Genomic DNA, 23,783 nt, shown 5'->3' on the forward strand with positions numbered 1-23,783 from the left:
TTAAAAGAGTTTTAAATGAACAAAGAAATAATAATTAGTTCTACAACAACTCAAACAAGAGTGGCAATCACCGAAGATGGAAATCTGGTTGATTTTTTTGTTGAGCATCCCGAAAAGCAGAGAATGGTTGGAGATATTTATCTTGGCAGAGTAGCTCGTGTTTTGCCAGGCATTCGTGCTGCTTTTATTGATATTGGATTAAAACACGATGCATTTCTGCATTTCTCTGATATCGGAGAAAGAACCGAAGCTCTACAAGGGATATTTGATGATGATGAAACTGATGAAATTGATGAAGATGGTCAATCAGAAAATAATGAAATCTCTTCGGTAGAAACAACTGAGCAAGAAGAAACAGAAGTTAAAACAGAAAAACATGTCGTAAGAGCACGTCAGATTCCAAAACTCAAGAAAGGACAGGAAATTTTAGTTCAGATTCTAAAAGAACCTGTTAAGGATAAAGGTGTAAGAGTTACATCTTCTGTTTCTATCCCTGGAAGATTTTGTGTCCTTCTTCCAATGGATAACAAAATTGGCGTTTCAAAAAAAATTGTTGATATAAGAGAAAGAAAAAGATTAAGAAAAATTGCAAGAAGCATTATTCCGAAAGATTGTGGTTTAATTATAAGAACTGCAGCAAAAGACCAGGATGAAGAAACTCTTGCAGGCGATTTAAAATATTTAGTAAAAATCTGGGAAGATATTCAGGAAGATGCAAAAAAACTTGAACCGCCGGCAATTCTTTATAAAGATTTAAGCACAACAATTAGTGTTATACGCGATTTATTTACCCCAGATGTTTCAAAAGTTTTTGTCGATTCAAAAAAATTATGGAAAGAAATTAGAAATTATGTTCAATTCGTTCAGCCTTCACTATTAGACAGAATTGAATATTATAAAGGTGAAGAACCAATATTTGAAGCATTCAAAATAGAAGAGCAGATAAAAACTTTAATGGGAAGAAAAGTACCTCTTCCCAGCGGCGGGCACATAGTTATTGAACATACCGAAGCAATGACTGTTATTGATGTTAACAGCGGAAGATATGCAGCAAAAAAAGAACAGGAATTAAATTCACTTAAAACAGATTTAGAAGCAGCAAGAGAAATTGTTCGTCAATTAAGATTGAGAGATATTGGTGGATTAATCGTTGTTGATTTCATTGATCTCGAAGATGAAAAAAACAGAAAAAAAATTTATGATGAATTGAAAAAAGAATTTAAGAAGGACCGCGCTAAAACTGCTCTTCTGCCAATGACAGAATTTGGTCTGATGCAAATTACTCGTGAAAGAGTAAGAGAAAATATTGTTCAATCAATAACTGAAGTTTGTCCTTATTGTCAAGGTACAGGATTGCTCACTAAAAAATCAAATCTTATTCATGAAATAGAAAAATGGCTACAGCGTTATCGTCTGGAAGGTAAACATAAATCTTTGAAGCTGATAGTTCATCCTTCTCTTGGAGAAAAACTTAAAGAAGGTTTTATTTCTACTTTGACAAAAATTCAATTTAAATATCTAGTTAGATTGAAATTAATACAGGATGAAAAAATGGACCCATCTTCTTTTCGTTTTCTTGTGGCAAAAACAGGAGAAGATATTACAGATAATTTTGCATGAAAAATTTCGAAATTAGCTGCCTGATAAATGAGAGCTTCAATAAAGTTTTATTGTTTTTGTTTTCACAACATTAAAGAATTATAATTATATCACATTTATGTTAAGCAATTTTATTAATTTTTCAATAAAGAATTTGATAATTAGGAGGTTACAATGAAATTTTTCATTGATTCAGCTAACATAAATCATATTAAAGAAGCAGCTTCTTATGGTATGCTTGACGGAGTAACTACAAATCCATCTCTTGTAGCTAAAGAAGGGAAAAATTTTCGAGAACTTCTCGAAGAAATTGTTAAAATTGTTGATGGTCCAATAAGTGCAGAAGTTGTTTCTACTGATTATGAAGGTATTCTTAAAGAAGCAAGAGAACTTTCAAAAATACATAAAAATATTGTTGTCAAAATTCCTTTGATTAAAGAAGGGATTAAAGCTGTAAAAACTTTATCATCAGAAGGAATAAAAACAAATGTTACTTTATGTTTTTCTGCACCTCAAGCAATTTTAGCTGCAAAGGCTGGTGCAACTTATGTAAGTCCGTTTGTTGGTAGACTTGATGATGTAGGTCATGAAGGTATGTCTTTAATTGCCCAGATTGTTCAAATCTATCGCAATTATAATTTTAAGACAGAAATTATTGTTGCAAGCGTTCGTCATCCGTTACATGTAGTAGAAGCAGCAATGATGGGAGCTCATATAGCCACAATTCCTTTTGATGTTATTGAAAAACTTTTCAAACATCCTTTAACTGATATTGGTTTGGAAAAATTTCTTGCAGATTGGAAAAAACTAAATCAATAAATTATATGAAAAAAACAAAATTCTACTCTGTTCACGAAAAACTTGGTGCTAAAATTGTTGACTTTGCTGGTTTCAAAATGCCGGTTCAATATTCTTCTATAATTGCTGAACATAAAGCGGTTAGAAATTCTGTGGGTGTTTTTGATGTCTCTCACATGGGGGAAATATTTGTTCGTGGGCAAAAAGCTCTCGACTTTGTTCAATATGTTACAATTAATGATGCATCAATATTAACTAATGGAAGAGTTCAGTATTCTGCAATGTGTTATCCTGACGGCGGCATTGTTGATGATTTGCTCGTTTATAAAATTAATGATAATGAATTTATGTTCGTAGTTAATGCATCGAATAAGGATAAAGATTTTGAGTGGATGAGAAAAAATAATCTTTTTGATGTAGAAATTTCAGATGAAAGCGATGATTATTCTTTGCTTGCTGTTCAGGGGCCAAATTCAAAATCTGTAATTGAAAAATTATGTGACCGTCCACTCGATTTGGAATACTATCATTTCTTTTTTGCTAAAGTGTCAAATGTTGATATGATTGTTTCAAGAACTGGATATACAGGTGAATTAGGTTATGAATTATATTTCAAAGGTGATGAACATACAGCAGAAAAAGTTTGGAATGATTTATTTGAAGCAGGAAAAGAATTTAATATTCAGCCAGCAGGACTTGGTGCAAGAGATTCGCTAAGACTTGAAATGGGTTACTGTCTTTATGGAAATGATATAGACGAGACTACTAATCCGCTTGAAGCAAATCTTGGCTGGATTACTAAGTTGAAAAAGAATTCATTTATTGGAAAAGATGCTTTATTGAAAATTAAAGAGGAAGGATTAAAAAGAAAATTAGTGCCATTGATTTCAGAAGAAAAAGCTTTTCCCCGTCATGGATATGATTTAAAATCTGACGGCAAAATTGTTGGAAAGGTAACAAGTGGAACTGTGAGCCCAATACTTGAAAAAGCAATTGCTCTTGGTTATGTTTCGATTGACTATGCTAAGGAGGGTACTCAAATTAATTTTTTAATAAGAGAAAAAGAAATTCCTGCAATTATAACTAAATTACCATTTGTGAAGAACTGATATGAAAATTAATGTCTTATTCTCAAATATTTTTCTTGATGAACTCTATTTTACTGGCAAAACAGCTGTAATGATTGATGTGCTTAGAGCTTCTTCTGTAATTACAACTGCTCTGTCAAATGGAGCCAGAGAAGTAATTCCTGTAAGCACACTTGATTTTGCTATGAAAATTTCGAGTGATGCATTTAAAAGTCAAACTTTACTTTGCGGCGAAAGAAATACAAAAATGGTAGAAGGATTTAACCTTGGCAATTCTCCCTTAGAATTCAAACCCGAAATAGTTGCCGGCAAATCAATAATTTTATATACAACCAATGGAAGTAAAAGTATTGTAAAAGCAAAGTTCTGTGAAAATTTATTTATTGGCTGCTTCTTAAATTTACCTGCACTTGCAAAACATCTGTTAAATCTCAATCTTGATTTTGAAATTATTTGTGCAGGAACAAACGGACTTTTCAATCTTGAAGATGCTGTATGTGCAGGTATGCTTATTAATGAAATTTATACACAAAACAAAGATGTACAGCTTTCTGATTCTGCTCTTGCCAGTTTAACTTTGAGCAAACAAATGGGAAAAAATCTATATGAATTTTTAAGTGGAACTGAGCACGGCAAACTTCTTATAGAAAATGGTTTTCTTGATGATATAATTGAATGTTCGAAATATGGAGTAACAGATGTAATTCCATATTTTGTATCAGGTTCTATAAAGAGACTCTGAAATTAAAACCGCATTTGAAAGAATGTCTAAGAAAAGAAATACATATGATAAGGAAAAAGAATTTTTTGTTATATCTCCTAAGAAAAAGAAAAAAATTTCAGGAATACTTTTAATAGTCTTATCACTTTTCACTTTTTTGAGCATACTTTCTTACTCCCGTTACGACGATGCATTTTTTTCTTATCGCTTTACAGATTTATTTAATATCTTTTTTGCAAATCCAGAATTAAAAGAAAAAGCCGCACATACTCATAATTGGCTTGGAATATTTGGTGCTTATGTATCGAACTTTTTCATTCATTCAACTCTTGGATATTTTTCATTAATCTTTCCGATAATTCTTTTTGTTTGGGGTTATACAATTTTGAAAGGAGAGGATTCGAAGTTAGCTGTTTACTTCACAAATTTTTTCCTTGTAACTGGAATTTTACTTTCCTCATTTTTCGGTGTTCTGCGAAATGCAAAAGAATTTGGATTGTTGAAAGATTATTATGAATTATCGGGAAATGTTGGGGATTATTTTGGAATAGCACTAAGCAATTTAATGGGGGGCTTGGGAAGTTTGATTTTGTTAGTTGCAGGTATGATAATTACATTAATTATTGCATTCGATATTCGATTTAGTTCTTTACTAAACTTCATGAAGAAATTTTATAAAGAAGAAATTGGAAAAGAAGAAGTTGAATCCGAAGAAGAATTTTCTATCGATAATATTATTAAAATTAAAAGTCCAAGCTCAGATGAATTAGAAGAACCCGAAGAAGAACTTGAAGATAAAAAGCCAAAGAAAACTGAAACAAAAATTAGAATAATTAAAAAAGATGAATTAGAAAAAATTGCTGATGAGGAAGAAGAAAAGCCAATCAAAACCAAAAAATTAGAAGCACGAAAAACAGAAAAGATAAGCACGGAAGAAGAATTGCCAACAATTGATAAAGAAAAAGAAGCTGAACTTCCCGACCAATGGAATGAAGAAATTGATTACACTCCTCCAAGTTTAGATTTATTAATTTCTCCTGATGATGAAGAAGTTAAAATTCATGAGACTGAATTAAAAAGAAATGCAGAACTGTTAAAAGAAAAACTTGCATTATTTGATATAGAAATTGAAGATATAACTGTAACGCCTGGACCAGTAGTTACACTTTATGAAATTGTTCCGGCTCCAGGTGTAAAGATAAGCAGAATAGTGAGTCTTGAGCATGATATTGCGTTGGCTCTTGCTGCAAGAGGAATAAGAATTATTGCACCAATTCCTGGCAAAAGTGCAATTGGTGTTGAAATACCAAATGCAGAGGCATCAATTGTTCGTGCAAAATCTGTTATAAGCAAATTAAAAGATTCAAAAGCTGAACTTCCACTTGCACTTGGTAAAACAATTTCAGGTGAAGTTTATATTACAGACTTAGCTAAAATGCCCCATCTATTAATTGCTGGTTCTACTGGTTCAGGTAAAAGTGTTGGCATTAATATGATTATTCATAGTTTAATTTATTCCAAACATCCTTCGGATGTAAAATTTGTAATTTTTGACCCCAAAAAAATTGAGCTCTCTTTCTACAAAAAATTAAGCAGACATTTTCTTGCTGTATCTCCAGATTTAGAAGAAGAAATTATTACTACTCCGTCAAATGCTTTGCTTGCTCTTAAAGCAGTTGAATATGAAATGGAAAAACGATATGACAAGCTTGCAAAAGCTGGAGTTAGAAATATTGTCGATTACAATAAAAAAGTGCTTAATCCAAGAACGCGTCCTCATGATACCGAAGAAATTAAACATCATAAACTTCCTTACATAATTGTAATAATTGATGAACTTGCAGATTTAATGATGACATCAGGCAAGGAAGTTGAAGAACCAATTGCTCGTTTAGCGCAACTTGCTCGTGCTGTTGGAATTCATTTAATACTTGCAACTCAAAGACCATCAGTTAATGTTATCACTGGCGTTATTAAAGCAAATTTTAGTGCGAGAATTGCTTATCAGGTTGCAACCAAAATTGATTCAAGAACAATTCTTGACATGAACGGAGCAGAACAACTGCTTGGAAGCGGAGATATGCTTTTCTTGCCTGCTGGTATGCCAAAACCAATTCGCATTCAAAATGCATTTATAACTACTGAAGAAATAGAACGAGTAACCAATTTTATTTATCAGCAGAAAGGTTATTCAAAAAGATATTTTCTTCCTTCTCTTTATGAAAAGAAAAAAGCAGAGATGAGTAATTTTTTGTCAGATTTAGATCCAATGTTCGAAGAAGCTGCAAGAATTGTTGTTCGTCATCAACAAGGTTCTGTTTCACTTTTGCAAAGAAAATTGAAATTGGGTTATTCGCGTGCTGCAAGAATTGTTGACCAGCTTGAACAGGCTGGTATTGTTGGTCCTGCAGAAGGCAGCAAAGCACGCGAAGTAATTGTTGAAAACGAAGAACAACTCGAAACAATTTTAAGGTCTTTATGAAATTAGTTATTCTATTTTTGTTGTCATTTCAAATTTTATATGCACAAAGTGGAAGCGAAGCATTAAAGAAAATTCAAAATAAGTTTAATACAGTTACAGATTTTACTGCTAATTTTATTCAATCAGATTGTAATCCATCTGAGAAAAATACTGCAAATTTAAGCGGGAAAATTTATTACAAGAAGAAAAATAAATTTATTGTAGAATTAAAAAATCAATTGATTATTTCTAATGGTGAAACCATCTGGAATTATAACAAAAAACAAAAGCAAGTTATAATCAGTTATTTTTCTGATGACCCAACAGTTTATTCAATCGAAAGAATAATTTATAATTATCCATCACTTTGCAGCATAAAGTTATTGAAGAAAGACAATGAAGAAATAATTCAGTTGATTCCCCGTGAAGGTTTGCTCGATTTGAAAGATATTAAAATCTGGAAAGATAATAATGATATGATTTCAAAATTGGAAGTAACAGATATTGGGGATATGTGTTATTTCATTCAGTTTGAAAATATTACTATAAATCAAAATTTACCTGATAACAAATTTACTTTTAATCCTCCAAAAGGAATTCGTATTGTTGACCTCCGTTAAAGAACATAAGAAATTTCTGAAAAAATTTAGCGGGTATGTGTTACCCGTTATTTTAACAATCATTTTTCTTATTCTTGCTTTCAGGGGAATTGATTTAAAGAAGTCTTTTGCTCTTATTGCGAAAACTTCAATTCTTTGGTTAATACTTTATGTAATCATTTTTTATATATCTCATTACATTCGTGCTCTCAGATGGAAAGCTATAATTCATTCTGTTAAACCTGATACATCTTCATTAAATTTATTTGGCGCAGTGATGATAGGATACGGTGTTAATTGTGTAATACCACGCTTTGGAGAAATTTATAGAGGATTATTCCTTGGCAAATGGGAAAAAATTTCCCGCACTACGATGATAGGAACAATCATTGTTGAAAGAGTAATTGATATAATTTCTTTTGGTTTGGCTTCTTTTCTAAGTGTTCTGTTTTATTCTGGAGATTTGTTTAAGAAAATTGTATGGCTAAAACCATCATTAATAATTGGTTTCATAATAATCACTATAATTATTTTTCTTCTTGTAGTTATTGTAAAATATGAACATGGATTGACTTCATCATTATTAAATTTGCTTAATAAAATTAATCCAAAATTATCAACTAAATTTTTTGAATTGATTTCAACACTCATAGAAGGTTTCTCAAGCATTAAAGGGCATAAAAGTATTTTTGTTATAATTATTCTAACAATATTGATGTTCTGGATTTATGCATTAAATACATATGTTGGATTTTTCATGCTTAATATGAATGAAGTTCAGCCGATTGATATGAAGATGGCTTGGGTGTTTATGGCAATTAGTGCTTTTGGAACTTTGATTCCAACTCCTGGCGGGACGGGCTCATATCACATAATCTCAATTTTTATTCTCTCAAAATTATATAACTTTAATTATGAAATCAGTGCTGCTTATGCAATTTTGACCCATTTCATTCAATATGTTGTTTTTGTTATCTCTTCTTTGCTGTTAATTTTTATTATTAATAAATTGAGAGAAAAGAAGGGGGAACCAAAAGAAAATTTTGTTTCGGTTTTTAATTCCAACTCGGGAGATAAATGAAAAAATTATTTTTTCTTTTTTTTGTTATTCCTTTTTTAGTTTATGCTCAATGGGATTTCGAAGCGGCGATGGGATTAGATTTCAAATCAACTCCATCATATCGCGATTATGTCAATTCTAATTTTTCTCAGTATGGGAAAAAACTTTCTTCATTCTCAAGTGCTGTTAATTTCAGTTGTGAAATTAACTACAGAATATCAGATAATTTTCAATTTGGCAGCGAATTAAGTTATTTAATTGATTCCTACAATGCTCCAATTGGTGCGGGCGGTATCTATGAAATTTCATATAATTTTATTAGACCCTCAATTGTAGCTTATTATGTTGTAAAAGGAATCGGGTATAAATTTAAATTTGGTGGAGGCTTAGGACCAAGATTTATTTTATTGACTGAAGATAATATTTCAAAAGTAGATTATTCAGCAACTGGTTTTGGGGCGTTAATTAAAGCAGAAGGAAACACGCTTTTGAGTGATAATCTTTATGCAGTAATTGGTTTTGATTTGAGATTTGATTACACTAATGAGCTCAAAGATAAGATTAATCAAAATAAAATTATTAACTTTTATAACGGCAAAGCAGTTAATATGACTTCTATTTCAGCCGGAATCAAACTTGGAATTTCATACATCTTTTAAGAGTTATATATGAACATATTTGAAGCAATAATACTTGGAATAATTCAGGGACTTACAGAATTTTTGCCTATCAGCAGCACAGGGCATCTTACAGTTACAGGGAAATTAATGAATTTAATTTCCACAGATAAGCCACAGATATGGACTTCTTTCATAGCTGTAATTCAACTTGGGACTTTAATTGCAGTTGTTGTCTATTTCAGGGATGATATTTTGAATATCATTAAAGATTTTTTTCAAGATAATTTTTTAAGCAGAAAAAATTTCAGCAGCCAATCATTGAATTCTAAAATGGGTTGGTATCTCGTAATTGCAACAATACCAGTAACTGTAATTGGACTTTTGTTAAAAGATATAATTGAAGGAACACTTACAAAAAATTTATATGTAATCTCAGCAAGTTTGATTATACTTGCAGTAATACTTGCTGTTGCAGAAAAAACTGGTAAATTCAAACGAGATATGGAAAATATTAAATGGTACGATGCACTTGTTATTGGCTTAGCACAATCACTTGCATTAATTCCCGGTTCATCCCGTTCTGGCACTACAATAACTGCAGGTTTATTTCTTGGATTAAAAAGAGAAACTGCTGCAAGATTTTCTTTTTTGATGAGTATCCCTGCTGTCTTTGCAAGCGGTATGCTGGAATTTTATGAGTCATTAAAATATATTGATTTTAATTCCTCAATAAACTTGATTATTGCTACAGCAGCATCGGGAGTAGTTGGTTATTTATCAATAGAATTTTTATTAAGATATTTGAAAAGAAAATCAACCTTCATTTTTATAATATATCGAATTGTAATCGGGATAATAATTTTATTTTTAATCAGCAACGGAATAATAAATCCATAGGTGATTTATGAATCTAAGTAAAATGATATTAATTATTTTTTCTGTTTTTATTTTATCTTGTACTTCAAATGGACAAAAAGAAATTAAAAAGCAGGAGGATACAAAAATTAATTTAGAAGAATATCTTACTTTGAAGAATAATGAAAAATTAATTGCAATAATGAAAACAAGCATGGGAACAATTGAACTAGAGTTGTTTCCCAACGAAGCTCCTAAAACTGTAAAGAATTTTGTAGGATTATCTTTAAAAGGCATTTATGATGGAGTAATATTTCATCGTGTGATAAAAGATTTTATGATTCAAGGAGGTGACCCAACTGGAACTGGAAGAGGAGGCGCTAGTATTTATGGTGGTCCATTTGAAGATGAATTTTCTCCTTCATTAAAGCATGATTCTCCCGGGATTCTTTCTATGGCAAATGCAGGACCAAATACAAATCAAAGTCAATTTTTTATTACTGTTGTTCCCACACCATGGCTTGACCTAAAGCATACAATTTTTGGAAAAGTTATAAATGGAATGGAAGTAGTAAGAGAAATTAATTCTGTCCCAACAGATGAAAAAGATAGACCGTTTCAAGATGTAGTGATAGAAAAAATTACAATTGAAAAACGAAAATTCTGAAAATATGCACTCAGAGTTTTTTACTTCTCGCTGGGGTTTAATTTTATCGACACTTGGAATTGCAGTAGGCACAGGAAATATCTGGCGCTTTTCAAGAGTAGTAGCACAAAATGGAGGTGGTTCATTTTTAATTCCATGGGTTATTTTTTTGTTGATATGGTCAGTTCCTTTGATAATATCTGAATTTGCTTTGGGGAAATTCACAAGAAAAGCACCCATTGGAGCATTCAAAAAAACAGCTGGTGATAATTTTGCATGGATGGGAGCCTTTGTTGCTTTTGTTTCAACTGCTATTATGTTTTATTATTCAGTTGTTACTGGTTGGTGTTTTAAATATCTGTTCTCTTCATTGAGTGGAAATTTGTTTGATACATCAAATCATTTGCAATACTGGAATGAATTCTCATCAGGATTTTATCCAGTTTATTTTCATTTCTTTGCAATGATGATTGGAGCAATTGTAATTTATAAAGGAGTTGTAAAAGGAATTGAAAAGGTAAGCAGAATTCTTGTATCGATGCTTGTTGTTATACTTTTAATTTTGTTCGTGCGTGCAATTACATTACCAAATGCTATTGAAGGAATAAAATATTTTTTCACACCAAAACTTGAATATTTGATTAATTACAAAGTCTGGTTAAATGCATTAACACAAAATGCATGGGATACAGGAGCCGGCTGGGGCTTAATTTTAACTTATGCAACTTACATGAAACAGAGAGAAGACATTGCACTAAATGCTTCGCTGATAGGTTTTGGGAATAATTCAATTTCGTTACTTGCGGGTATTATAATTTTTTCAACAGTTTTTGCCTTGAGCTCAAATGATGCTCTTCAGCAAATATCACAATCTGGACCTGCTAATACAGGATTAACCTTTATTGTTTTGCCTCAATTATTTTCAAAAATGTCAGATTCATTAATTGTTAATCTAACTTTTTCATCTTTGTTCTTTCTTGCTTTATCTTTTGCTGCACTTACATCTTTAATATCCATGATTGAATTAGCAGTTAAGACCTTAATTGATTTTGGCATGAATAGAAAAAATGCTACAATTATTATAAGTTTTCTTGGATTTATTTTTGGTATTCCTTCTGCACTCAATATAAATTTTTTAATTAATCAAGATTGGGTTTGGGGAGTAGGATTAATTTTAAGCGGTGCATTTATTTCTTTTGCAGTTAATATATATGGCACCGACAAATTCAGAAAAGAAATTATTAATTCTTCAGGAAATGATATGTATGTTGGAAGATGGTATTTCTGGATTATGAAATACCTTGTTCCAGTTCTTGCAATTTTACTTCTATCATGGTGGTTAATTTCATCAACTTCATGGGATGAACAATGGTGGAATCCATTCCATCGAGAAAATTTAGGAACAAGTTTGTTTCAATGGTTAATAGTGATTTTTATATTTTTAATGATTAATAAAAAAATTGTCAAGAAAATTTCTATATGAGTTTAAGTGAAATTATAATTGGAATTTTAGTTGTAGGAATAATTTGGGGCGGGTTTATTTATTTCATAATAAAAGCAATTAAGTTAGAAAAGAAAAAATCTGATAATTATGGCGAAAAGAATATTACCATCAATTAATGAATTAACAAAAGAATTAAAGAAAAAAATTTTTTTGCCTGTTTATTTCATATGCGGCGAAGATAATTATAATATAAATTATGCAGTAGAGCTGATTTTAAAATTCGCAAAACAATTTGTAAAATCTGATTTCGATATTGAAACAATAGATGCAGAACGTGGACAGAATTTTTCCCAAATAATCGATATGGCACTTGCTTTTCCATTTGGTGGGGGTAAAAAAATAATTATTGTAAAAAATTTTGATAAACTAAGTGATAAGAAATTATTAAGTGAATACTTAATCTCTCCTGCTGAATTTACAATTCTAATTTTAGTACAATATTCAAGAGTGTCAGATTTATCGAAAGAACCTTTTGCAACTTTAATTCAAAAAGGATTTTTCTACGAAGTCAAAACAGAAACAGGTGAAGAACTTGTTGACTGGCTTGAAAGAAAAGCCGACGAATATAAAATAAAACTTTCGCGAGAGAATATTTATAATATTCTGGAAATAGCAGGAGAAGATAAAAGTCTTCTTGAAAGCCAGCTTCAAAAAATTTCAACTTATTTATCTGGAAAGGAAGAAATATCTTTTGAGGAGATAAAAAAAATAATTTCTTCTACAAAACAATATTCTATTTTTGATTTGCAGGAAGCAATTGGGAAAGGGGATAAGGTTAAAGCAATTGAAATTGCGTATAATCTATTGGATAGTGGTCAGGAAATTGTTGTAATCATTAACATGCTTGCTAAATTTGTTTTAACAGTTTCTCAAATTCTTGAAATGATAAAAACAAATGTGAACGACAACGAAGCAGCACGAAAACTTCAATTAAGCTGGTATTATTATGTCAATTGCAAGAAGGCAAATTATCTTTTTTCTGATTCAAGGTTATTAAATGCTTCTCGAGCATTATTTGATGCAGACTTAGCTGTAAAAACCACTGCTGCTGACTCTAAAACTATTCTTCTGACTCTAATTACAAAAATGATGCAGTAAAAAAATTATGGAGTTGAAAAATTTTTCTTTAATAACTAAAATTAAACGCCTAATTTTGAAACAATCTTAATATTGGATAGGTATAATTGCCGCACAATCAAAATTTAACTGAGCTAACGGATGAAGAACTAATCAAAAAGTTTCAAGAAACAAATGAGCTTGAAGCTTACGAAATATTAGTTCGCCGTTATAAAGACCCTCTGATGAATTTCGTTTATCGATTCGTCGGAGATCGAGATGTATCTTCAGATATTGTTCAGGATACTATGATTAGATTTTATCTCAACAAAGATTCATATCGCGAGTTTGCCAAGTTCTCGACATGGATTTATACAATTGCAGGCAATCTTGCAAAAAATGAACTTAAGAGACGGCGAAGAAGAAGTATATTGTCTTTAAGTCCATCTGAAGATGATAAACAAATTCAAGTTGAAGATAAATCTTTTGTAGCACCAGACAGAGCTACGGATAGTAATCTTAAACATGATATTATTCAGCGTGCACTAATGAAAATTAAACCAGTTTACAGAGAAATGGTAATTCTAAGGGACATTCAAGGTCTTTCTTATGAAGAAATTGCAGAGATAACAAAAGTTTCTCTTGGAACTGTAAAATCAAGAATTAATCGTGGAAGAACTCAATTACAAAAGTTATTAAAAAATATATATGACGAGTGAGCCTATGGGAATTAACAGCTACAGTGATGACGAAGTCAAATTCTCAAAATTAATTAATGATTTAAAGGAACTCCCGAAAATTAAAACCGAAGAAAATTTTGAATACAATTTGATGATTCGTATTCAAAATCAAAACTTCGGTAATTTGACGGAAGAAAAACCACAATTTGGCATCATCAAATTTGTTATTCCATCAGCAATTGTTTCTATAATTATTTTATTCATATTGTTTTTACCTGCTGCTGAACAAAAAATTGAAAATCCTTTAATGGTCGACCCACCAAAAATTTCTGAAAGTGATTCATTAAGTAATTCGCAAATTTTATCTTCAAATGCAGAACCTATTGTTAAACCCAGAAAAAAAATAAATAGAGAAAATGAATTAAAAGAAAATATTGTTACAGAAGCAAAATCGTCGGTAAATCCCAAATTAAAATATCCTATAAACAGAAGCCGGTCGGTTGCATTAGATGAATATTTATCCGGGCAAAATCCAGGAAGGAATAATTTACAAAGAGGAAATATTGTTAGAAGTGGTGATGAAGAATTTGATTTTGATGGATTTTTACTCACCCAGCCTCTTGACCAGAAATCACTTGAAAAATATCGCAGAATGATTGATTCAATAAGAAAAGCAGAAGCTAAAAGAGATTCTTTAAGAAGAATTCGATAACATTAATTTTATATCAAATTAAAAATTTCATTTATTTGTTTTTTTAAGCATTCATGCTTAATTTTGCATCGTAAATTTTAAGGAAATCTTGCGAAATGAAAAAAGGTATTCATCCAACTTATAGAAGATGTGAAGTAACGTGTGTGTGTGGCAATACTTTTGTTACACGTTCAACTGTAAGCAGTATCAAACTTGAAATCTGCTCTCAATGTCATCCATTTTTTACAGGCAAACAAAAAATTGTTGACTCTACTGGAAGAGTAGAAAAGTTTAAGAAAAAATACGGCTTGAAAGAAGCTTAATTAATTGTTCTGAAATTTTGGGGGCTGTAATTTAACAGCCCTTTATTATTTTAAACCTGCCTGTTTAATAACTTTTTAAAAATCAATATGAATCAATTAGTATCAACAGAATTATCAGGAATGAATTTGTATCAGGGTGTACGAGGTCATGCTGTTAAAATCTTAAATCGTGTAGACAGAACTGATGCATACCTCGATAAATTACTCGAAATTGAATTGAAAAATTCTAATTTGAGTGGAATAGATAAAGCATTATTATTCGAAATTGTTCATGGTGTAATGAGATGGATGGGAAGACTTGATTGGATACTGAATGGATTTTATAAAGGTCAATTTTCTAAGTGTGTCCCAAATGTTAAAAATGCACTTAGAGTAGCCCTTTATCAAATTTTGTTTTTAGACAAAGTTCCAGATTATGCAGCAGTTAACGAAGCAGTTGAGTTTGTTAAAAAACTTCAAGGACAGAAATATGCAGACCTCGCTAATGCAGTTTTAAGAAATATTATTCGTAATAAAGAATCTATTCGTTATCCAAATCCTGAGGAAGATTTGGTTGCTTATCTTAGTGCATACTATTCTCATCCAACATGGATGGTTAAACGCTGGGTTAAAAGATTTGGAAGAGAAGAAACAGAAAAACTCTTAATTGCTAACAACAGCAAACCAGTCATGGCATTAAGAGTGAATAATCTTGTTACAAATAAAGAAGAATTAAAATCACTTCTGGATTCCGTTGAATTAAAATATACTGAAAGCAAAATCCTGCCTGAATTTATTCGACTCAATAATTTGACAAACATTACTGACTGGGAATATTTTCAAAAGGGGTATTTTACTGTTCAAGACGAAAGCACTGGTTTGCCAGTAAAATTACTTGATGTAAAACCAGGTATGAGAGTGCTTGATTTATGCTCGGCTCCAGGAGGCAAAACAGCATTTATTGCAGATTTGATGAACAATCAAGGAGAAATAATTGCTCTCGATAGATTTGACAGCCGATTAAAAATTCTTGAAAAAAATTTAGCTCGTCTTAAAGTGACAAATGTTAAAACCATTCCAATTGATGCATTAGAATACAATGATGAAATTGGTTTCGACCGAATATTGATTGATGCTCCATGTTCTGGATTAGGAACTTTAACTAAAAAACCTGACTTGAAATGGAAAAAAGACTTGGGGGATATCAGAAAAATTGTTAATATTCAATACGATTTGTTGAAAAAAGGTGCATCAATGCTGAAAGTGGGAGGAGCTTTGGTTTACAGTACTTGCACAATTGAACCTGAAGAAAACTTTGAAATAATTAAAAAATTTCTCTCTGAGAATTCAAATTTTAAACTCGTTGATGCTTCGGAAATATTTTCAAAAGAACTTATTGATGAAAATGGTTGTGTTCAAACTTATCCACATATTCATGGTGTTGATGGTTCATTTGCAGCGAAATTAATTCGTTTAATTTAATAGAGAAAAATAATGGCTCCAGAAGCCTTAAAAAAATTTGCAGAAGAACTAAAAACTATTCGAGAAGAAAAAGGAATTTCGCTTCAACAAATTTCAAATCATACAAAAATTGATATCAAGTTCCTTCAAAAAATTGAAGAGGGCGATTTTAGTTTTTTGCCAGAAATTTATGTAAAGGCATTTATTAAGGAATATGCTCAAACATTAGAACTTGATAAAAATGAAATTATAAAAAAATACGAAGCAGCAAAAAGCAAAATTTTAGATTCACGATCAGCAAGTGAAGAATTAAAAGCTCAGTCAAAAAAAACAGAAGAAAAAATTATTGAGTCAGAATCAATTGAAAAAAAATATAAAAAAGAATTTGATGCAGAAGAATATTTTTCACCAGAATTAGAATATTCTAATGACAATCAAGAAGCACAATCAAATAAGAAATATTTTTTATATGCAGGTATTGTAGTAATTATTTTAATAGCATTCTATTTTCTATTCATTAAAGGGGATTCTAATATCATTGAAGAAAAACCTTATGAAGATGTATTGACTAACAGATATGAAGTTGATTCATCAATTACACAACAGAAGCCACAACATGAGTCGGACAGTCTTAATTTATCTATAACTCCAGAAAAACTTGTATGGCTGAAAGTATTGTGCGATAAAAAAGAAGTTTACAGACAAATGGCACCGGCTGAAAAGGTTCTTAATTTCAAAGCAGAAAAAGAATTTTATGTTGTTGTTGGAAATGCAGGTTATGTTAAAATGAGCTTAAATAATAAACCAATATCACCAATAGGTAATTTAGGCGAGATTAGAAATTATTATATTTCGCTTGATACAATTAAATCAAATCTAATTCCAATTCCAAAGAAAGATGAAAAAAAGTCCACAACAGAGAATTGAGGAATTAAGAAAATTAATTAAAGAGCACGATTATAATTACTATATTCTTGCTCAGCCTACAATTAGCGATTACGAGTATGACCAGCTCGTAAATGAATTAATCCAGCTTGAAAAGGAAAACCCGCATCTTATTACTCCCGATTCACCGACACAGCGGGTCGGTTCAGATTTAACAAATGTTTTTAATCCTGTTGCTCACCGAATTCCAATGCTTAGTCTTTCAAATACTTACAGCGAAGAAGAAATGTATGATTTCGACAGAAGAGTAAAAGAAGGGCTCCCAAAAAGCGAAAAAGTTGAATATGTGTGCGAACTTAAAATTGATGGGGTCTCAGTCAGCTTAAGATACAAGAATGGTTTGCTTGTAACTGCTGCTACAAGAGGTGATGGAACAACAGGCGAAGATATTACAAACAATGTAAGAACAATTCGATCAGTTCCACTTTCAATTAGAAAACCTGAGTCAATAAAATTGAAATTGGATGATATAGAAGTGCGCGGCGAAATTTATATGGAGATTGAAGCATTTAAAAAGATAAATGAAGAACGAGAATTAAATGGAGAAAAAACTTTTGCTAATCCGCGCAATTTAACAGCGGGTACCATTAAACTTTTAGACCCTCAGCTTGTGGCAAAAAGACCTTTGAAAACCTTTGTTTATTATTTATACTCTGAAACAGATGAATTAACAACTCACTATGAAAACTTGAAACTGCTAAGAGAAATGGGATTTTGTGTTAATCAAAACTATAAGCTTTGCCGAAATATAGAAGAAGTAATGGAATTTTGTAATGAATGGGAAGATAAAAGAGATACACTTCCTTATGAAATTGATGGAGTTGTTGTTAAGGTAAATTCTTTAAAGCAGCAAAGAATTTTAGGGAATATTGCAAAATCTCCGCGATGGGCAGTTGCATATAAATTCAAAGCAAAACAGGCAAAAACAAGATTAAATAAAATTATCTGGCAGGTTGGACGAACAGGAACATTAACTCCAGTTGCAGAACTTGAACCAGTATTTCTTGCAGGATCTACAATAAGTCGAGCAACTCTTCACAATATTGATGAAATTAGAAGAAAAGATATAAGAGAAGGAGATATTGTTGTAATTGAAAAAGGTGGTGATGTTATTCCAAAAGTTGTTGCGGTAGATTTGTCACAAAGACCAAAAGACTCTCATGAAGTTAAGATTCCATCAAAATGTCCTGTATGTAACTCAAATTTATACCGTCCTGAAAATGAAGTTGCAATTTATTGCGAGAACAATTTATGTCCTGCTCAAATCAAAGGAAGAATAGAGCATTTTGCATCTCGTGGTGCAATGGATATAACTGGACTTGGAGAAGCATTGATTAATTTGTTTGTCGATTTGGGTTATCTTAAAGATTATTCTGATATATATCATCTCAAAGAACATCGAAAAGAATTAATTCAGATTGAAAGACTTGGAGAAAAGAGCGTTGATAATCTTTTGTCATCAATAGAAAAAAGCAAAGAAAAACCTTTTGACAGAGTTCTTTTTGCACTTGGAATTAGATATGTAGGTGCTGGTGTTGCAAAAAAATTAGCAGACCATTTTAAATCTATTGATGCTTTGATGAATGCATCAGAAGAAGAAATTGAATCAATTCATGAAATTGGTCCAAGCATAAGCAAGAGCATTAAAAGATTTTTTAGCGATAGTAATAATATTAAATTGGTTGAAAGACTAAAGAAAGCCGGACTTAAATTTAAGAGCGAAGAAATAAAAGTTACTTCAGATAAATTAAAAGGGAAATCATTTGTATTAACAGGAACACTTTCATCGATGTCGCGTGAAGAAGCAAAAGAGAAAATTATATCATTAGGCGGGCATGTGCTTTCAGCAGTGAGCAAAAATACAGATTATGTTGTTGTTGGTGAAAATCCAGGTTCAAAATTTGATAAAGCTCAAAAACTTGGAATACCAATTCTTTCGGAAGAAGAGTTCTTAAAAATGATTGAGTAGAACATGCTTGAAGCTCTTAAACGTAAATTAGCTCATTATTTATTATCAAAGAAATATTTAAGAAATGGAAATCAACAGATAGTTTTTAATAAAGTTATTTCCAGCTCTAATAATTTTTTTGTGATTCTGCCTTTTGAAGAGAATGATTTAAATAATTCACTCGATTTGATTAAGTATTTATTAATTCATAAAAAAAATGTTACAATATTTCTGCAGGAGCATAAGTACAATTTCTTTCCTGCAAAAGATAAAATTAATTTTATTACCTATAATTTAGAAGATATATCAAAATTAAATCTACCGTCAAAAAATTTATGCAATAAGTTAAAAGAAAAAAATTATGATGTTGTAATTGATTTGAACAGAAAAGAAAATACTTTTTTTAGTGCTGTAGCAAATCTTGTAGATTCAAAAGTTAGAATTGGTTTTAAGAAAGATTATTCCGAAGCTTATTACAATTTATTATATAGAGATAATAATAACGACTCAGAACTTGTATTTAGAAATTTTCTCAATTTCATTAGAATGTTTTGAGCGATTATTCTTTTTAATAATAAAATGAATTTGTAGATTGCAATTGTAAAATTAAAGAGTGGCAATAGTATGAGTGATAATATTAATTATGAATTGAAGAAAATAGGAAATACCGCCGTATTTAAATTAAATGAAAAGAGGTTTGATGCCTCAATTGCTGGATTTGTTAAAGGTGAACTTACAATTTTATTGCATACTGGTGATATCAATAAATTAATTATTGATTTATCAGAAGTTGAATACTGTGATAGTTCTGGTTTGAGCGCAATTTTACTAGCATATCGAATTCTGCAGACAAACGAAGGGATGATTCGTTTGGCTAATCCTTCTAAAAATGTTAGAACTCTTATAGAAATCTCTCAGCTTGATAGAGTATTAAAAATATGTAATTCTGTTGACGAAGCATTGAAAGATTTAGAGGAAGTCTCAAATTAATTTTGCCAATTCTTTTTATAAAATTTACAGTTCAAATCGGTAAAGAATTTTTTGTTTAGTATTTTATGAAAGACACTAAAAAGTTTCTCAAAGATATAAAACTTGTGGTATTTGACCTTGATGGAACTTTGTTAAATGATAAAAATGAAATTAGTGAATCTACAATTGAACTTGTAAAAAAATTGAAAGAAAAAGGAGTAAAGTTTTCAATTGCATCTGCCAGATTGCTTTCTTCTTTTACAGAACATATTAAAATGCTTGATATTGACATTCCAGTTATATCATTGGATGGAACTTATGTAGCCAATCCTGTTACGAATGAAATCCTTCTCGAATCTTTTATGAAAAAAAATCATGTTAATCGTGCATTAAAATTATCAGAAAAATATTCCTTAAATGTTGCATTATGTTGTAGAGATTCAATTTATTACAATGAAAGCAATTCTGTCGTAAAATCTTTGCTCGATAAATATGGAGCAGAATTTAGATTAATAAAATCGTATGAATCTTGTAGGGATAATGTTTTAGAAATGATTATGGTGAGCGAGTCGTCTGATAAGATCAAAAAAGCACATTCTAAAATGATATTTCCATATACTTTTGGTGTTCAGGCATTACATTATAAATCAAATAATTACGGTGGTATATATTATTTAGAGCTAAAAAAAATGGGAACAAACAAAGGAAAAGCTCTTAAAAAACTATGCGACTATTTGCATATTAATTTAACTGATACAGCTGTGATTGGTGATTGGTACAACGATGTTCATCTGTTTCATTCAAAAGCATACAAGGTTGCAATGGCAAATGCAGTTCCTGAAATAAAAAAATTAGCTGATTTAATTACGAGCAAGGATAATAATGAAGAAGGCATAAATGAATTTTTATATATGCTGCTAAAGGCGAAATCATAAATGAAAAAAAATATTAAACATAACTTAAAAGAAAGTACTCAAGTAAAAGTTCTGATAGTTTTCATTACTATAATATTGATAGTATTAATGTTTCCTCAGGGAGAATCGATAGAGTCGGAAGTTAATGTTGGTTCTATCTGGATAAAAGATGATTTAATTGCATCAACTACATTTGAAGTTTTGAAAGACCCCGAAGTCTATGAAAGAGAAAAACGAGAAGCAGCTGCAAAAATTCTTCCTATTTTTTTGAAAGATAATAGTGTATCAACAAATTCAATTGATTCAATTAAAAAATTTAATAAGCTGATTTTAGATTTAACAAGACATACAGCATTTGAAAAAGATAAAACCAAAGAACAAATATTTTTAAGTGATAACTCATGGAATATATTTCAAAAGCTTCGTAAATCACCCTCGAGTTTTAGCGGATTAAAATTAAAATCTCTGAATCAAATTTTACAGAACACTGTAATTCTGCTTGATAGAATTTACCAGAGAGGATTACTTAATTATAATTATAAAGAAATAAGCAGAGATAGCATTACTGTTCGAGAAGGACGATACGAAAAAAATAGTCCTAAAACTTTTTATTTCGACAGACAATCAGTAAATGATTTTATAAATACTTTTCTTGAAACAAATATTGGACTTAACAAAGAAGTTAACGAAGCTGTTTTTGAATATGTTACTTACTTTTTGAAACCTAATATTATCTACAGCTACGATTTAACTCAAGCAGCAATTGAAAACGCTAAGGAAAAAATTCCGCGCAACATTGGGATTGTAAATGAAAATGAAAGAATTGTAGCTAAGCACGATAGAATAACTCCTGAAATCAAACTAAAGATTGACTCTTATCGAATTGCAAAAGGAGAAGAAATAAGCCTAATTGGCAAAATTGCTCAGGATTTAGGTAAGTTTGTTCATATTCTTATTGTCACACTTCCATTTATTCTTTACATCTTTCTCTTCAGAAAAAAAATCTATAAAGATAATGTCAAGATTCTTCTTATAGCAATAATATTTTTATTCATCAGCTTTATCACTTTTCTTATATATCAGATAAATGCTTCGGTTCAATTAGAACTGCTTGTTTTAGTACCTGTATGTTCAATGCTGTTGACAATTATATTTGATTCAAGAGTTGGATTTTATGGAACAGTAACAGCATCATTAATAGTTGCAGGATTAAGAGGCAACGATTATGTTTTTGCAGTAATGAATATTGTAGCCGGAGCACTGGCTGCTTATACAGTTCGTGATATTAAAAATAGAACACAAATTTTCCGTTCTTTCTTTTTTATTCTTATTGGTTATATTGTAAGTATCGTTGCATTCGGGTTGGAAAGATTTGATTCATTTAACAAAATGATTTCAACATTTGCTTTTGCAGCCTCCAATGCTTTGATAAGTCCAGTTTTTACTTATGGATTGATAATTTTTATAGAAAGAATATTTAAAATAACCACAGATTTAACTCTTCTTGAATTAACTGATTTTAATCATCCTTTGTTAAAGGAACTTGCAAGAACTGCACCAGGAACTTTTAATCATTCGATGTTGATGGGAACAATGGTAGAATCCGCAGCAGAAGCTATTGGTGCAAATCCTATTCTTGCACGAGTTGGAGCTTATTATCATGATATTGGCAAAACATTAAATCCAGAAAGTTTTATTGAGAATCAAATTAATGAAGAAAATATACATGAGAAAATTAAACCGGAAGAAAGTGTTCAACTGATTCTTAATCATGTTAAAAAAGGAATTGAGCTTGCTAAGGAATATAATCTTCCAAAAGAAATTATTGATTTCATCCCAATGCATCATGGCACGATGGTGATTACATTTTTCTATGAGAAAGCAAAAGAAATATATGGCGAAGAAAATGTTGATATTGATGAATATCGTTATCCTGGTCCAAAACCGAACACTAAAGAAACTGCACTTGTTATGCTTGCCGATGCGTGTGAATCTACTGTTCGGTCTTTAACCAATGCTGAACCCCAAAAAATTGAAAATGTAATTAATAATTTAATTAATGCTCGTATTGATGACGGACAGCTTGATGATGCACCAATTACATTTAAAGATATCACAAAAATAAAAGAAGCTTTCCAGAATATTTTACTTGGTCAACGACATAAACGAATCAGATACCCAAATCAAGAAGAACTCGAAGAGAAAAAAGAAGACGAAAATTGAATGATGGAAAAATTTTTGAAGGAATATCTTACAATTCTCCGCTTCGAAAAAAATCTTTCTGAAAATACTATTCAATCTTATGAATTTGATTTGAAGAAGTTTTTTACTTTTCTTGAAAAGAAAAATGTAAATGACCTCAACGATGTAACTGCGGAAATAATCTCAAGTTATTTTGATGAACAGCGTAAATTAGGAATAGATACTGCAACAGTAGCAAGATATATGTCATCTATAAAAGGATTCTGGAAATATCTTGAAGCTTCAAATTATGTTGAAAAAAATCCTACTGAAAAATTATATTCAGTAAAAAAATCAAGAAAACTTCCTGCAGTATTATCATTCGAAGAGATTGAAAAAATACTTCAAGCTGTTAATACCAATGATTATCTGGGAATTCGTGACAAAGCAATTTTGGAACTTTTTTATTCATCCGGCTTAAGAGTTTCTGAATTAATTAACCTTAAGATTTCAGATTTATTTTTTGAAGAAGAAGTTATTCGAGTTTTTGGGAAAGGTTCTAAAGAAAGAATTGTTCCAATAGGACAAAGTGCAATTTTCTGGATAAATGAATATTTAAGGTCATCTAGACCTTTGCTTGAAAAGAAAATGAAAAGTCAAAATTTTCTTTTCTTGAATAAAAGAG

The 23,783-nt window shown here is 30.6% G+C and carries 24 protein-coding genes; all 24 read left to right on the forward strand.

Going from position 1 to position 23,783, the window contains the following annotated elements:
• The first annotated feature begins 15 nt into the window (after positions 1–15).
• Entirely contained in the window at positions 16–1,620 is a 1,605-nt protein-coding gene (locus tag AC27L2_RS12070; protein WP_487212011.1) for an Rne/Rng family ribonuclease, read from the forward strand.
• 153 nt (positions 1,621–1,773) lie between these two features.
• Positions 1,774–2,418 (forward strand): fructose-6-phosphate aldolase, encoded by a 645-nt coding sequence (gene fsa / locus AC27L2_RS12075; RefSeq protein WP_487212012.1) that lies wholly within the window; start codon positions 1,774–1,776, stop codon positions 2,416–2,418.
• Positions 2,419–2,423: 5 nt separating this feature from the next.
• Positions 2,424–3,506 carry a glycine cleavage system aminomethyltransferase GcvT gene (gene gcvT / locus AC27L2_RS12080; RefSeq protein ID WP_487212013.1) on the forward strand — a complete coding sequence of 361 codons (1,083 nt, stop codon included), beginning with the start codon at positions 2,424–2,426 and terminating at the stop codon, positions 3,504–3,506.
• A 1-nt stretch (position 3,507) separates the two neighbouring features.
• Positions 3,508–4,227, forward strand: a complete 720-nt coding sequence (locus AC27L2_RS12085; RefSeq protein WP_487212014.1) for a 2-phosphosulfolactate phosphatase — start codon at positions 3,508–3,510, stop codon at positions 4,225–4,227.
• Between the two features lie 22 nt (positions 4,228–4,249).
• Positions 4,250–6,688, forward strand: a complete 2,439-nt coding sequence (locus AC27L2_RS12090) for a DNA translocase FtsK (protein ID WP_487212015.1) — start codon at positions 4,250–4,252, stop codon at positions 6,686–6,688.
• Positions 6,685–7,287: a LolA family protein gene (locus AC27L2_RS12095; RefSeq protein ID WP_487212016.1), complete on the forward strand. Its 603-nt coding sequence runs from the start codon at positions 6,685–6,687 to the stop codon at positions 7,285–7,287. The genes AC27L2_RS12090 and AC27L2_RS12095 overlap by 4 nt, the downstream gene beginning before the upstream one ends.
• Before the next feature lie 37 nt (positions 7,288–7,324).
• Positions 7,325–8,347 carry a lysylphosphatidylglycerol synthase transmembrane domain-containing protein gene (locus AC27L2_RS12100; protein WP_487212017.1) on the forward strand — a complete coding sequence of 341 codons (1,023 nt, stop codon included), beginning with the start codon at positions 7,325–7,327 and terminating at the stop codon, positions 8,345–8,347.
• On the forward strand, positions 8,344–8,985 hold the full coding sequence (locus AC27L2_RS12105; RefSeq protein ID WP_487212018.1) for a hypothetical protein: 642 nt from the start codon (positions 8,344–8,346) through the stop codon (positions 8,983–8,985). The genes AC27L2_RS12100 and AC27L2_RS12105 overlap by 4 nt, the downstream gene beginning before the upstream one ends.
• A 9-nt stretch (positions 8,986–8,994) precedes the next feature.
• On the forward strand, positions 8,995–9,843 hold the full coding sequence (locus AC27L2_RS12110) for an undecaprenyl-diphosphate phosphatase (RefSeq protein WP_487212019.1): 849 nt from the start codon (positions 8,995–8,997) through the stop codon (positions 9,841–9,843).
• 7 nt (positions 9,844–9,850) lie between these two features.
• Positions 9,851–10,468, forward strand: coding sequence for a peptidylprolyl isomerase (locus AC27L2_RS12115; protein ID WP_487212020.1), 618 nt, complete (start codon positions 9,851–9,853; stop codon positions 10,466–10,468).
• Positions 10,449–11,930 carry a sodium-dependent transporter gene (locus AC27L2_RS12120; protein ID WP_487212021.1) on the forward strand — a complete coding sequence of 494 codons (1,482 nt, stop codon included), beginning with the start codon at positions 10,449–10,451 and terminating at the stop codon, positions 11,928–11,930. Before AC27L2_RS12115 ends, AC27L2_RS12120 begins: the two co-directional genes overlap by 20 nt.
• Positions 11,927–12,067 (forward strand): MetS family NSS transporter small subunit, encoded by a 141-nt coding sequence (locus tag AC27L2_RS12125; RefSeq protein WP_487212022.1) that lies wholly within the window; start codon positions 11,927–11,929, stop codon positions 12,065–12,067. Before AC27L2_RS12120 ends, AC27L2_RS12125 begins: the two co-directional genes overlap by 4 nt.
• Positions 12,039–13,049: a DNA polymerase III subunit delta gene (gene holA, locus AC27L2_RS12130; protein WP_487212023.1), complete on the forward strand. Its 1,011-nt coding sequence runs from the start codon at positions 12,039–12,041 to the stop codon at positions 13,047–13,049. The genes AC27L2_RS12125 and holA overlap by 29 nt, the downstream gene beginning before the upstream one ends.
• 86 nt (positions 13,050–13,135) lie before the next feature.
• Positions 13,136–13,726 (forward strand): sigma-70 family RNA polymerase sigma factor, encoded by a 591-nt coding sequence (locus AC27L2_RS12135; protein ID WP_487212024.1) that lies wholly within the window; start codon positions 13,136–13,138, stop codon positions 13,724–13,726.
• Positions 13,727–13,730: 4 nt separating this feature from the next.
• A complete protein-coding gene (locus AC27L2_RS12140) occupies positions 13,731–14,399 on the forward strand; it encodes a hypothetical protein (RefSeq protein WP_487212025.1) in 669 nt (222 codons plus the stop codon).
• A gap of 95 nt (positions 14,400–14,494) precedes the next feature.
• The gene (gene rpmE / locus AC27L2_RS12145) at positions 14,495–14,701 is read left to right on the forward strand and encodes a 50S ribosomal protein L31 (RefSeq protein WP_487212026.1); all 207 of its coding nucleotides are present in this window, start codon (positions 14,495–14,497) and stop codon (positions 14,699–14,701) included.
• 87 nt (positions 14,702–14,788) lie between these two features.
• Positions 14,789–16,162, forward strand: a complete 1,374-nt coding sequence (gene rsmB, locus AC27L2_RS12150) for a 16S rRNA (cytosine(967)-C(5))-methyltransferase RsmB (RefSeq protein WP_487212027.1) — start codon at positions 14,789–14,791, stop codon at positions 16,160–16,162.
• Between the two features lie 12 nt (positions 16,163–16,174).
• Positions 16,175–17,068: a helix-turn-helix domain-containing protein gene (locus AC27L2_RS12155; protein ID WP_487212028.1), complete on the forward strand. Its 894-nt coding sequence runs from the start codon at positions 16,175–16,177 to the stop codon at positions 17,066–17,068.
• Positions 17,040–19,055, forward strand: a complete 2,016-nt coding sequence (ligA, locus tag AC27L2_RS12160) for an NAD-dependent DNA ligase LigA (protein WP_487212029.1) — start codon at positions 17,040–17,042, stop codon at positions 19,053–19,055. Before AC27L2_RS12155 ends, ligA begins: the two co-directional genes overlap by 29 nt.
• A 3-nt stretch (positions 19,056–19,058) precedes the next feature.
• On the forward strand, positions 19,059–19,589 hold the full coding sequence (locus AC27L2_RS12165; RefSeq protein WP_487212030.1) for a DUF6913 domain-containing protein: 531 nt from the start codon (positions 19,059–19,061) through the stop codon (positions 19,587–19,589).
• Between the two features lie 69 nt (positions 19,590–19,658).
• Positions 19,659–20,024: an STAS domain-containing protein gene (locus tag AC27L2_RS12170; protein WP_487212031.1), complete on the forward strand. Its 366-nt coding sequence runs from the start codon at positions 19,659–19,661 to the stop codon at positions 20,022–20,024.
• 65 nt (positions 20,025–20,089) lie between these two features.
• The gene (locus AC27L2_RS12175) at positions 20,090–20,938 is read left to right on the forward strand and encodes a Cof-type HAD-IIB family hydrolase (RefSeq protein WP_487212032.1); all 849 of its coding nucleotides are present in this window, start codon (positions 20,090–20,092) and stop codon (positions 20,936–20,938) included.
• Positions 20,939–23,140 carry an HD family phosphohydrolase gene (locus tag AC27L2_RS12180; RefSeq protein WP_487212033.1) on the forward strand — a complete coding sequence of 734 codons (2,202 nt, stop codon included), beginning with the start codon at positions 20,939–20,941 and terminating at the stop codon, positions 23,138–23,140.
• A partial coding sequence (locus AC27L2_RS12185) for a tyrosine-type recombinase/integrase (protein ID WP_487212034.1) occupies positions 23,141–23,783 on the forward strand: 643 nt, incomplete at its 3' end.

Source organism: Rosettibacter sp. KY25 (assembly GCF_057554405.1).

Bases quoted from the DNA above. Each gene is read 5' to 3' on its own strand.
- rsmB (WP_487212027.1), top strand. From the start codon at position 14,789: ATGAATCAATTAGTATCAACAGAATTATCAGGAATGAATTTGTATCAG.
- AC27L2_RS12115 (WP_487212020.1), top strand. From the start codon at position 9,851: ATGAATCTAAGTAAAATGATATTAATTATTTTTTCTGTTTTTATTTTA.
- AC27L2_RS12170 (WP_487212031.1), top strand. From the start codon at position 19,659: ATGAGTGATAATATTAATTATGAATTGAAGAAAATAGGAAATACCGCC.
- AC27L2_RS12155 (WP_487212028.1), top strand. From the start codon at position 16,175: ATGGCTCCAGAAGCCTTAAAAAAATTTGCAGAAGAACTAAAAACTATT.
- AC27L2_RS12105 (WP_487212018.1), top strand. From the start codon at position 8,344: ATGAAAAAATTATTTTTTCTTTTTTTTGTTATTCCTTTTTTAGTTTAT.
- AC27L2_RS12085 (WP_487212014.1), top strand. From the start codon at position 3,508: ATGAAAATTAATGTCTTATTCTCAAATATTTTTCTTGATGAACTCTAT.
- gcvT (WP_487212013.1), top strand. From the start codon at position 2,424: ATGAAAAAAACAAAATTCTACTCTGTTCACGAAAAACTTGGTGCTAAA.
- ligA (WP_487212029.1), top strand. From the start codon at position 17,040: ATGAAAAAAAGTCCACAACAGAGAATTGAGGAATTAAGAAAATTAATT.
- AC27L2_RS12095 (WP_487212016.1), top strand. From the start codon at position 6,685: ATGAAATTAGTTATTCTATTTTTGTTGTCATTTCAAATTTTATATGCA.
- AC27L2_RS12125 (WP_487212022.1), top strand. From the start codon at position 11,927: ATGAGTTTAAGTGAAATTATAATTGGAATTTTAGTTGTAGGAATAATT.
- AC27L2_RS12165 (WP_487212030.1), top strand. From the start codon at position 19,059: ATGCTTGAAGCTCTTAAACGTAAATTAGCTCATTATTTATTATCAAAG.
- rpmE (WP_487212026.1), top strand. From the start codon at position 14,495: ATGAAAAAAGGTATTCATCCAACTTATAGAAGATGTGAAGTAACGTGT.
- holA (WP_487212023.1), top strand. From the start codon at position 12,039: ATGGCGAAAAGAATATTACCATCAATTAATGAATTAACAAAAGAATTA.
- AC27L2_RS12070 (WP_487212011.1), top strand. From the start codon at position 16: ATGAACAAAGAAATAATAATTAGTTCTACAACAACTCAAACAAGAGTG.
- AC27L2_RS12110 (WP_487212019.1), top strand. From the start codon at position 8,995: ATGAACATATTTGAAGCAATAATACTTGGAATAATTCAGGGACTTACA.
- AC27L2_RS12140 (WP_487212025.1), top strand. From the start codon at position 13,731: ATGGGAATTAACAGCTACAGTGATGACGAAGTCAAATTCTCAAAATTA.
- fsa (WP_487212012.1), top strand. From the start codon at position 1,774: ATGAAATTTTTCATTGATTCAGCTAACATAAATCATATTAAAGAAGCA.
- AC27L2_RS12180 (WP_487212033.1), top strand. From the start codon at position 20,939: ATGAAAAAAAATATTAAACATAACTTAAAAGAAAGTACTCAAGTAAAA.
- AC27L2_RS12090 (WP_487212015.1), top strand. From the start codon at position 4,250: ATGTCTAAGAAAAGAAATACATATGATAAGGAAAAAGAATTTTTTGTT.
- AC27L2_RS12175 (WP_487212032.1), top strand. From the start codon at position 20,090: ATGAAAGACACTAAAAAGTTTCTCAAAGATATAAAACTTGTGGTATTT.